The following is a 10,330-nucleotide window of genomic DNA, read 5'->3' on the forward strand; positions in this document are numbered from 1 at the left end:
TGACCGTGTTCAGGTCCACCCCGTTCTCGTCCAGGTGGACCGGGTGCCGCAACTGCGGGCGGACGCGGGCCAGTTCCTCGATGGGGTCACGTGTGGTCCAGCCGCGGTTGCCGTCGGCCGCGGTCGCATGCCCGAGCCGCGGACGCCCTCCCAGACCTTGTGCAGCGTCTCGATGCCGGCCTCCACCGGCCGGCAGCCCAGCTTCACCTGGATCCGCGGACAGCCTTCGGCCATGCGTTCCTTCGCGATCCGGGCGGTCTCGTCCGGCTCTGCCACGCTCAGGGCGTAGCAGGAGGGCACGCGCGAGACCGCGCCGCTGCCCAGAAGCTCGGCCACGCGCACACCGAGCCGTTTGCCGATCAGGTCGTGTGCGGCGATGTCGATGGCCGCCTTCGCGTGGTTGTGCCCGTTGAGCAGGCCGTCTCCATCCGGCGGTGCAGCGCCAGCGGCCAGAGGTCGGCCCCGATCAGGCCCAGCGCCATCTCGGCCAGTGCGGCGCGGGCGCCCTTGGCGTGGGCTTCGGCGTAGGTGGGACCGATGGGGCAGGTCTCGCCCCAGCCCTCGGCGCCGTCCTCGGACACCAGCCGCACCAAGGTGGTCTGCAGTGACTCCGGTGGACGTGACGAGCGGGCTGGGCGGTCTCTCGGTCCGGGGCGACCTCGCGCAGCCGTCGCCGGAAACTTGTCGGCCGGCTGCTCCTTGTGTGCGGGGAAAAAACCGCCGCGGCGATGGGCTCGCTGTCCGGGTACCAAGGTGGAGCGATCACCCTGCGTCGGTTAGGGCAGACCGAACCCGGACAAGTATGGAATGACAGATATTGAAATCTGTCATCTGTTAGGGCATGGTGGAGGCATGACGATGCGAACCCGCCCCCTCGGAACCACCGGCCCCCACGTCTCCGCCCTCGGCCTCGGCTGCATGGGCATGTCCGCGCTGTACGGCGACGCGGACCGGGCCGAGTCGATCGCCACCATCCACGCCGCCCTCGACGCGGGCGTGACCCTGCTCGACACCGGCGACTTCTACGGCATGGGCCACAACGAGCTGCTGATCGGCGAGGCCCTGCGCGCCGCGCCCGCCGAGCGGCGTGAAAACGCCCTGGTCAGCGTGAAGTTCGGCGCGCTGCGGGATCCGGACGGCGGCTGGTCCGGAAGCGACGGCCGTCCGGCCGCCGTGAAGAACTTCGCCGCCTACTCCCTCCAGCGCCTCGGCGTCGACCACATCGACGTCTACCGGCTCGCCCGGCTCGACCCCGCCGTACCGATCGAGGAGACGGTCGGCGCGGTCGCGGAACTGATCGAGAAGGGGTACGTCCGCCATGTCGGCCTCAGCGAGGTCGGCGCCGAGACCATCCGCCGGGCCGCCGCCACCGCCCCCATCGCCGACCTGCAGTTCGAGTACTCACTGATCTCCCGCGGCATCGAGGAGTCGGTCCTGCCGACCACCCGTGAGCTGGGCATCTCCATCACCGCCTACGGCGTGCTCTCCCGCGGCCTGATCTCCGGCCACTTCACCCGTGACCGGCAGCTCGCCGCGAACGACTTCCGGGCGATTTCACCGCGCTTCCAGGGCGAGAACCTCCGGCACAACCTGGACCTCGTCGAGGCGCTGCGGAAGATCGCCGAGCAGAAGGGCGTCTCCGTCGCCCAGATCGCCATCGCCTGGGTGCTCTCCCGGGGCGAGGACATCGTGCCGCTCGTCGGCGCCCGCACCCGCGAGCGGCTCACCGAGTCGCTGGGCGCGCTCGACGTCACGCTGGACGCGGCCGACCTCGCGGCGATCGAGGAGGCGGTACCGGCGGACGCGGCGGCGGGCGACCGCTACCCGGCCGCACAGATGTCCCACCTCGGCAGCAAGTAGCGGCCGAGCCGCCGGGTACGGTCTGACCCATGGCACCGACCCCCGAGACCCTGACCGCCGAGCGCATCCTCGAAGTCACCGAGGAGGTGCTGCGCCGGCACGGACCGGCCAAGGCCACCGTGGTCGACGTGGCCCGCGCGCTCGGCGTCAGCCATGGCAGCGTCTACCGGCACTTCCGGACGAAGGCGGCGCTGCGGGAGGCGGTGACGAAGAGGTGGCTGGACCGCACCTCCGCGGCCCTCTCCGGGATCGCCGCCGCCGAGGACCGCGATCCGCAGGACCGGCTGCGCGCCTGGCTCACGGCCCTGTTCGAGGCCAAGCGGCACAAGGCGGGCGACGACCCCGAGCTGTTCGCCACGTACACGGTGCTGACCGGCGAGAACGGCACCGCGGTCGGCGAGCACATCGCCGACCTGACCGGCCAGCTCACCCGGATCGTCCAGGCCGGCGTCGACGCCGGCACCTTCCGCGCCGAGGACCCGGCGACCACCGCCCGCGCCCTCTTCCAGGCCACGGGCCGCTTCCATGACCCCGGCTACGCCCGGGAGTGGGAACAGCCCGGGGTGGAGGGGGAGTTCGAGGCCGTGGTGGAGTTGCTGGTACGGGGGTTGCGGGCGCCCTAGTCACCCTCGGCTCCCCTGCCCGGGTGCCGACTACGGATTGCCCGCCTCCGCCCCCTCCGTCGGATCCACCGTCGCCTGATGCGCCTCCGCCAGGTGCTCCTGCGCCTTCAGCCACGGCAGGAACTGCGCGCCCTTGCGCCAGCCGCACGTGTCGCATCTGACCGTGCGCTGCGCGCCCTTGCGCAGCACCCGCACGACATGCTCCCGGCCGTGCTGGTCCCAGCGGCTCACCTTGCTCGTGTTGATCTCCAGCATGACGCCTCCAGCGTCCGAGGACATCGAATCCGTTTGCGCAGCAAGGAGTGTGCAGCAAGACCAACATCAACAGGGGATGCGGCCCGGCGAGTTGACCAACCTGTGGCCACACCCTCACAAGTCGCTCAGCCGACGGTCCGCGGCAGCCGCAGGCTGAGCAGCCCCGTCAGCGCCACACCGGCCAACTGGACCAGCAGCGTGGTGACCAGGGCGTCCCGCATACCCACCCCCGGGACCAGGGAGAGGAACAGCGTGCCCAGGGTTGCCACACCCAGCGCCAGCGCCGACTGCTGGGTCGTGATCATCACCCCGCTGCCCACCCCGGCCCTCGCCGGCGGCACCTCGGACAGCACGATGCGGAAGACGACGGGGAGTTGCAGGGCCTGGCCCGCGCCGGCGACCGCCGCGCCGGGGAGCAGTTCGAGCAGGCCGAGATCCGGCCAGGAGCGCCAGGCGGTCACCGCGATCAGACCCACGCCCACCGCCTGGACCGCGGCACCGGCGGTCACGACACGGGTGCCGTAGCGGGTCACCAGCCGCGGACCGGCCAGCGAGACGGAGAAGAACGCCACCGCCATCGGCACCAGCGCCAGCCCCGCCCCGACCGGACCGAGCCCCGCCCCCTGCTGCAACGCCACCGCGATCACGAACATGAAACCGCTGAAGCCGATCGAGAACGGCACGATCATCACCAGACCCCGCCGCAGCGACACCAGCTCGAACAGGCTCGGCGGCACCAGCGGCGTACGGCCCGCGCGGTCCGCCCTGCGCTCCACCGCGTAGAACGCCGCCGCCACGAACGGGAACGCCGCCAGCGACAGCCACGTCCACAGCGGCCACCCCGCCGCCCGGCCCTCGGTGAGCGGGGCCAGCAGCGTCAGAAGGGCCGCGGCGAGCAGGACCGTGCCGGGGCCGTCGACCGGTTCCGGGTGCTGGGAGCGGGTCTCGGGGACGGCGCGGACGGCCAGGAAGAGGCCGACGAGGACGACGGGCACGTTCACCAGGAACACCGAGCGCCAGCCGGTGCCCCAGATGTCGGCCGCGACCAGGACGCCGCCGAGGATCTGCCCGGCCACCATCGACAGGCCGGCCGTGGCGCCGTACAGCCCCATGGCCTTCGCCCGCCGCTGACCGGTCGTGGCCGCCTGAATGGTCGCGAGTACCTGCGGCAGCATCGCCGCCGACGCCGCGCCCTGCGCGACCCGCGCCGAGACGAGCGTCCACGCGCTGGGGGCGAGCCCGCACGCCAGCGAGGTCAGCCCGAACGCCGCCATGCCGCCCAGGAACAGCCGCCGCCGGCCGAACAGGTCCCCGAGCCGCCCGCCGAGGACGAGCAGCACGGCATACGCCAGCCCGTAGCCCGCGACGACCAGTTCGAGCACGGACTCGCTCGCCGCGAGGTCGTGGCCGATGGTGGGCAGGGCCACGTTGACGATGAAGAAGTCGATGAGGGGAAGTGCCGCCGCGAGCAGCACCGTGAAGAGCCCGAGGCCGCCCAGCGAGGGCGGTGCCGCGGCGCTCTGGACCTTGTGCGCAGTGATGGTTTCGGTCACGGTCACGAGCCTGCGGGCCGGCTGAGGGTGGTACCAGAGTCTCCTTATCCTGGTAGCGGAACCACCTGGAAACAGGATCAGCACGGCGGCAGGCTGGAGGCATGACGACCATGGCCCAGGACACGGCGGCACAGGCCCCCCGCTCCACGTCGGCCTCGGCGATCCGCCGCCACGAACTCGCCGCCTTCCTGCGCCACCGCCGCGAGCACCTCACCCCCGAGCAGGTCGGCCTGCCCCGCGGCCGCCGACGCCGCACACCCGGCCTGCGCCGCGAGGAGGTCGCCCAGCTCTCGGCGGTCGGCGTCACCTGGTACACCTGGCTCGAGCAGGCCCGCGACATCCAGGTCTCCGTCCAGGTCCTCGACGCCCTCGCCCGCACCCTGATGCTCGACCCCAGCGAGCGCTCCCACCTCTTCCAGCTGGCCGGCGCGGTGGACCCGACCCCGGCGACGACCTGCTCGTCGGTGACCCCGGCGCTGCGGGCCGTACTGGAACAACTGGAGCCGTACCCCGCCTGCCTGCAGAACAGCCGGTACGACATCCTCGCCTACAACCGCACCTACGGCCTGCTCCTGTGCGACCTGGAGACGGTGCCGCCCGAGGACCGCAACTGCATGATCCTCTCCTACACGCACCAGGACTGGCAGTCCTCGATCGTGCACCTCGGCGAGACCCAGCGCCTCATGGCCGCCCGCTTCCGCGCCGCGATGGCCGGCCACCTCGCCGAACCCGCCTGGAAGATGCTCCTCAAGCGCCTGCGCACGGAGTCCGCCGAGTTCCGCGAGGCATGGGACCGCCATGAGGTGGTGGCCCACCGCAGCAAGCGCAAGGAGTTCATCAACCAGTACGTGGGACGACTGGTGGTCGACCACACGGACCTGTGGCTGAGTCCGGAGGTGGGGCCGAGGATGGTGACGTATGTGCCGGCGGACGGGGAGTCGGGAGAGCGCCTCAAGAGGCTGCACGAGATATCGCTGGCGAGGGCAACCCCCTAAGGGGCGCGGGGAACTGCGCGATCAACCCCCACCGGCCGGCAGCCGCCGAACTACGCAACAACCCGAGACGCATCGCGAACCTCCGCCGACTCCAGCCTCTCAGCCGCCCGTTCAGCAGTCCCCCGCGCCCAACCCCCACTCGTCACCAACCCCGCAACAAGCACCAACAGCCCACACCCGGTGATGATCCAATAGCCCACCCCGGCAGCCAACACCGCCCCGACCACCGCAACCCCCAGCGTCTGCCCCAACTGACGGCTGGTAGAGGCGACGGCGGCCGCAACGCCGGCCTGCGCACGCGGCATCCCGGACACCGCCGTATTCGTGATCGGCGCGTTGACGAACCCGAACCCCACGCCGAACAGCGCGTACCCGATGATCAGCGTGACGTCCGACGTCTCGGCGTCGAAGAGCGCGAACAGCGCCGCGCTCGCCGTCATCGCGGTGCCCGCGACCAGCAACGACAGCCGCGGCCCCCGGCTGCCGACCAGCCGACCGGACAACGGCGCGCACAACAGGGTCGGCGCCGCCATCGGCAGCATCCACAGGCCCGCGTGCAGCGCGTCCAGCCCGCGCACGTTCTGCAGATACAGCGTCGACAGGAACAGGAACCCGCCCAGCCCCGCGAACGCCCCGACCGCGATCACCGTCGCCCCGCTGAACGGCGCCGACCGGAAGAACCGCAGGTCGATCAGGGGCTCGGCGCGGCGCGGCTCGTACCAGAGCAGGCCCAGCAGGGCCGCCACCGCGAGCGCCGCGAACGGCAGCACCGAGGCGAACCCGGCGTTCGGCGCCTCGATGATCGCGTACGTCAGTGCGCCGAACAGCGAGATCACCAGGAGCTGTCCGACCGGGTCGAGGCGGCGGGCCCTGGGCGCGCGGGACTCGGGGACGAAGCGGAGGGTGAGCAGGAGGGCGGCCAGGCCCACCGGCAGATTGACCCAGAAGATCGCGCGCCAGCCCACCGAGTCCACGAGCAGACCCCCGACCAACGGCCCCGCGGCCATCGAGATGCCGACGACCCCGCCCCAGACGCCTATCGCCCGCGCCCGCTCGCGCGGCTCCGTGAAGGTGTTGGTGATGATCGACATCGCGACCGGGTTCAGCATCGAGCCGCCCACCGCCTGCACCATCCGGAAGACGATCAGCGATTCGAGGCTCGGTGCGGCGGAGCACAGGGCCGAGCCGATGGTGAACAGGACCAGGCCGGTCATGAAGACGCGTTTGCGGCCGATCCGGTCCGCGGTGGAGCCGGCCAGCATCAGCAGGGAGGCCAGGACGAGGGTGTACGCGTCGATCGTCCACTGCAGGCCCGAGGTGCTGGCGCCGAGGTCGCGCTGCATGGCGGGCAGGGAGACGTTGAGGGCCGTGGTGTCGAGGCTCACGATCAGCAGGCTCATACAGCAGATCGCGAGGACCAGCACTCGGCGACGTGGGCTGAGCTCCGGCATCCTTGAATAGTACGCCTAACTAATGAATTTCGCCGCACCCTGTTCGGTACGTGAGAATGGGGGAATGCCCACGACCGTCCCGCCCGTCGCAGAGTCCCTGCGGATCGGCCCGCACACCGTCCAGCCGCCCGTCGTCCTGGCCCCGATGGCCGGGATCACCAACGCGCCCTTCCGCACCCTGTGCAGGTCCTTCGCCGGAGGCGAATCAAAGGATGGAGCCAGCGGCGGCAAGGGGCTGTTCGTCAGCGAGATGATCACGACCCGGGCGCTGGTCGAGCGCAACGAGAAGACGATGCAGCTCATCCACTTCGACGCGACCGAGAAGCCGCGCTCGATCCAGCTCTACGGCGTCGACCCGGCCACCGTCGGCAAGGCCGTCCGCATGATCGCGGAGGAGGGCCTGGCCGATCACATCGACCTGAACTTCGGGTGCCCGGTGCCCAAGGTGACCCGCAAGGGCGGGGGCTCCGCGCTGCCGTACAAGCGGAATCTGCTGCGGGCGATCCTGCGGGAGGCCGTGAGCGGGGCGGGCGATCTGCCGGTCACGATGAAGATGCGCAAGGGCATCGACGACGATCACATCACTTACCTCGACGCCGGGCGGATCGCCGTAGAGGAGGGCGTCACGGCCATCGCGCTGCACGGTCGTACGGCCGCCCAGCACTACGGCGGTACGGCCGACTGGGACGCCATCGCCCGGCTGAAGGAGCATGTGCCGGAGATCCCCGTGCTCGGCAACGGCGACATCTGGTCGGCCGAGGACGCCGTGCGGATGGTGCGGGAGACCGGGTGCGACGGGGTCGTCGTCGGGCGGGGGTGCCTGGGGCGGCCGTGGCTGTTCGCGGATCTGGTCGGGGCCTTCGAGGGGCGGGACCAGGACATCGCGCGGCCTGCCCTGCGCGAGGTCGCCGACGTCATGGTGCGGCACGCGACCCTGCTAGGGGAGTGGATCGGCGACGAGGCGCGGGGCGTCATCGACTTCCGCAAGCACGTGGCGTGGTACCTGAAGGGCTTCGCGGTCGGTTCACAGATGCGCAAGCGGCTCGCCATCACCTCCTCGCTGGCCGAACTGCGCTCCGGACTGGATGAGTTGGACCTGGACCAGCCGTGGCCCGCCGACGGCGCCGACGGCCCCCGCGGCCGTACGTCCGGCAACAACCGGGTGGTGCTGCCGGACGGCTGGCTGAAGGACCCGTACGACTGCGCGGGCGTGAGCGAGGACGCGGAGCTGGACACGTCCGGGGGCTGATCAGTCCTTCGAGGGGTGCGGGGTCGAGCCGTAGGCCGTCAGGAAGCGGTCCCGGAAGGAGCTCATCTTCCACACGGGGGCCTCGGAGGCGGGCTGGAGGCCGTCCGTCCAGTTCCAGTCGGCGATCTTGTCCAGCACCTTCGGGTCCTTGGCGACGATCGAGATCGGCACGTCCCGGCTGGCCTTGGTGCCGCTGACCCGGGCCATCGGCTGGTGGTCGCCCAGGAAGACGAGGACGGTGTCGTCCGTGCCGTAGCGCTCCAGCCACTGCGTGAGGCTGGTGACGGAGTACGAGATCGACTTGCCGTACTCCTGCTTGGAGCGGGTGGAGTCGGAGATGATGTCCGCCGGTTTCGTGCCGGACTTCTGGATGTCCTTGAAGACCGAGCCGTCGCCCAGCTCGTCCCAGTCGACCATCTCCGGGAGCGGCGCCCAGGGCTGGTGGCTGGAGGTCAGGATGATCTCCGACATCAGCGGCTTGTCGCGCTTCTTGCCGTGGACCTGGCGCTGGAAGGCCTCCAGGGCGTACTGGTCGGGCATCGTCGACCAACTGAACTTCGGTCCCTCGTAGCCCAGTTGGAAGGCGTTGTAGACCTTGTCGAGGCCGTAGTACTCCTGCTCCGGCCAGCTCTTCTGCACGCCCGGCATCACACCGACCGTGTCCCAGTCGCCGGTCTTCTTGAAGACCTTGGTGAGGCTCAGGTGGTCGCTGGCCATGACGGTGCGGTAGCGCTGCTGGTTGTCTATCCACAGACCGGAGAAGGTCGTGGAGTGGCCGAGCCAACTGCTGCCGCCGAAGGTCGCCGACGTCAGCCAGCCGCTCCTGGCGTGGTAACCGGCCTTCGCGAGGGCCGCGTTGCTCGTGTCGAGGGTGCCGGTGACGCCGGGCGCGATCTCCGGGTCCTCGAGCGCGCTGCGGCCGTAGCTCTCGATGAAGGTGAAGATGACGTCCTTGCCGCGCAGGTCGGGGACCAGCTCGGCGGGCGGTGTGCCGCCGAAGGTGTCGGCCTTCGCGTCCTTCGCGAACTGCGCCTCGTCGCGCAGGGTGTCCTTCGTCCGGGCCGCGTGGACCTTGACCACGCCGGCGGTGTGATCCGAGGCGATCGGCACCCCGGCCATCTGCAGTCCGAACGCGGTGCACGTGATCCAGACGGTGCCCGCGATCAGGGTGCCCCTGGAGGCGTCCGCCTTGTGGCGGGCCAGGACGTTCGCGACGCGGACGGTGGCCAGGGCGACGAGGGTCGTCAGGAGTACGGCGAGGAGGATGACGCCGATGGTGAGCAGGACGGTGGTCGTGCCGCCGAGGGAGTCCTTGATGTACGAGTGGGCGTCGTCGAGGAGTTCCCAGTCCAGGACGATGTTGAAGTGCCGGCCCAGGAATTCGTTGAACCCGATGTCCAGGACGTTGAGGACGGTGAGGGCGCCCAGGGCCGCGCCGGTGGTCGCCGCGGCGATGACGCGGGGGCGGCGGGGGAGGCTCAGGAGGACGGCGGCGCCGATGATGGCCTCGGCGGGGAGGCGTACGAACTCGCGGAGCCTGAGGTTGCCGAGGGTGTTCGGCATCTGCAGGCAGACGTGGATGAGGATGGCGGCGAGGAGGGTGAGGGCCCAGCGGAGGTAAGGGCGGCGGGGTGAGTGCGTGGGCTTGTCGGCCTGGTCCTGATCCTGGTCCTGGTCCTTGTCCTCGGCTTCGCCTTCGGCCGAGTCGTTCCCACCCGCACCACCCGTTTCACTTTCGTCGTCGGGTGCGGGTGGCCCCTGTGGGGCGTCCTCGCCGTCGGCGGGTGCCGGCTCGTCGTTCGGGCCGGGGAGTTGGCGTTGGCGCGTGAAGACAGGCACCCGAAGGTCCTTCCGTGCGAGGCCCCTGTTGGAGTGGTGTGGCGGGCCACGCAGGGGAGGCTGAGGGCCCGCCATTTCCTCCTACGGCCCCACCTCGACCGATGTTCAGCCCCAACCCCCCACCGCTCAGCAAACCCTCGGCAAACACCAGGCCAACAGGCAGGCAGGGGGGCGGTGGGCTCCGGCAGCCGACTGCCATGGAGCTGGGCCCCGAAGGCCGGCCGCCGACGGTGGGACTGCCCTGCGGGGGCCACCCGTACCGGACGGCGAAAGCCGCACGGCCTGGCAGCCCGCCGCCGACGAGCCCGCGGCCGTCGATGGTGAGACTGCCCCCACGGGGCTACCCGCACTGGACGACGGATGCCGCACGGTCTGGCAGCCCGCCGCCGACGAGCCCGCGGCCGTCGATGGTGAGACTGCCCCCACGGGGCTACCCGCACCGGACGACGAATGCCGCACGGTCTGGCAGCCCGCGGCCGCCGACGGCGAGACCGCCCCACGGGCG

At 71.0% G+C, this 10,330-nt stretch carries 10 protein-coding genes; 4 read left to right on the forward strand and 6 right to left on the reverse strand.

Annotated elements, in window-relative coordinates; all coding sequences use genetic code 11:
- Positions 1 to 9 precede the first annotated feature (9 nt).
- Both ACP4J3_RS16375 and ACP4J3_RS16380 read right to left on the reverse strand, forming a co-directional pair.
- Positions 10 to 453: a hypothetical protein gene (locus ACP4J3_RS16375; RefSeq protein WP_426535209.1), complete on the reverse strand. Its 444-nt coding sequence runs from the start codon at positions 451 to 453 to the stop codon at positions 10 to 12.
- Complete coding sequence (locus ACP4J3_RS16380; protein WP_426534882.1) at positions 360 to 581, reverse strand: hypothetical protein; 222 nt, start codon at positions 579 to 581, stop codon at positions 360 to 362. Before ACP4J3_RS16380 ends, ACP4J3_RS16375 begins: the two co-directional genes overlap by 94 nt.
- Positions 582 to 852: 271 nt before the next feature.
- Here ACP4J3_RS16380 and ACP4J3_RS16385 point away from each other — a divergent pair, with 271 nt between their 5' ends.
- On the forward strand, positions 853 to 1,860 hold the full coding sequence (locus tag ACP4J3_RS16385; RefSeq protein ID WP_426534884.1) for an aldo/keto reductase: 1,008 nt from the start codon (positions 853 to 855) through the stop codon (positions 1,858 to 1,860).
- Between the two features lie 29 nt (positions 1,861 to 1,889).
- Positions 1,890 to 2,483 carry a TetR family transcriptional regulator gene (locus tag ACP4J3_RS16390; RefSeq protein WP_426534886.1) on the forward strand — a complete coding sequence of 198 codons (594 nt, stop codon included), beginning with the start codon at positions 1,890 to 1,892 and terminating at the stop codon, positions 2,481 to 2,483.
- A gap of 30 nt (positions 2,484 to 2,513) precedes the next feature.
- Here the strand turns inward: ACP4J3_RS16390 and ACP4J3_RS16395 are convergent, their stop codons facing one another.
- Positions 2,514 to 2,738 carry a hypothetical protein gene (locus ACP4J3_RS16395; RefSeq protein WP_426534888.1) on the reverse strand — a complete coding sequence of 75 codons (225 nt, stop codon included), beginning with the start codon at positions 2,736 to 2,738 and terminating at the stop codon, positions 2,514 to 2,516.
- A gap of 125 nt (positions 2,739 to 2,863) precedes the next feature.
- Complete coding sequence (locus ACP4J3_RS16400; RefSeq protein WP_426534890.1) at positions 2,864 to 4,291, reverse strand: MFS transporter; 1,428 nt, start codon at positions 4,289 to 4,291, stop codon at positions 2,864 to 2,866.
- Positions 4,292 to 4,392: 101 nt separating this feature from the next.
- Between ACP4J3_RS16400 and ACP4J3_RS16405 the strand changes: the two genes are divergently transcribed.
- Positions 4,393 to 5,286, forward strand: coding sequence for a helix-turn-helix transcriptional regulator (locus ACP4J3_RS16405; RefSeq protein ID WP_426534892.1), 894 nt, complete (start codon positions 4,393 to 4,395; stop codon positions 5,284 to 5,286).
- Between the two features lie 50 nt (positions 5,287 to 5,336).
- On the opposite strand, the gene ACP4J3_RS16410 is transcribed toward ACP4J3_RS16405, so the two are convergent.
- Positions 5,337 to 6,737 carry an MFS transporter gene (locus tag ACP4J3_RS16410; RefSeq protein ID WP_426534894.1) on the reverse strand — a complete coding sequence of 467 codons (1,401 nt, stop codon included), beginning with the start codon at positions 6,735 to 6,737 and terminating at the stop codon, positions 5,337 to 5,339.
- Between the two features lie 64 nt (positions 6,738 to 6,801).
- Here ACP4J3_RS16410 and dusB point away from each other — a divergent pair, with 64 nt between their 5' ends.
- Positions 6,802 to 7,986 (forward strand): tRNA dihydrouridine synthase DusB, encoded by a 1,185-nt coding sequence (gene dusB / locus ACP4J3_RS16415; protein WP_426534896.1) that lies wholly within the window; start codon positions 6,802 to 6,804, stop codon positions 7,984 to 7,986.
- On the opposite strand, the gene ACP4J3_RS16420 is transcribed toward dusB, so the two are convergent.
- Positions 7,987 to 9,825, reverse strand: a complete 1,839-nt coding sequence (locus ACP4J3_RS16420; RefSeq protein ID WP_426534898.1) for a CDP-alcohol phosphatidyltransferase — start codon at positions 9,823 to 9,825, stop codon at positions 7,987 to 7,989. It abuts the gene before it with no gap.
- Between the last annotated feature and the right edge of the window lie 505 nt (positions 9,826 to 10,330).

Source organism: Streptomyces sp. UG1 (assembly GCF_049974585.1).
GTDB lineage: Bacteria > Actinomycetota > Actinomycetes > Streptomycetales > Streptomycetaceae > Streptomyces.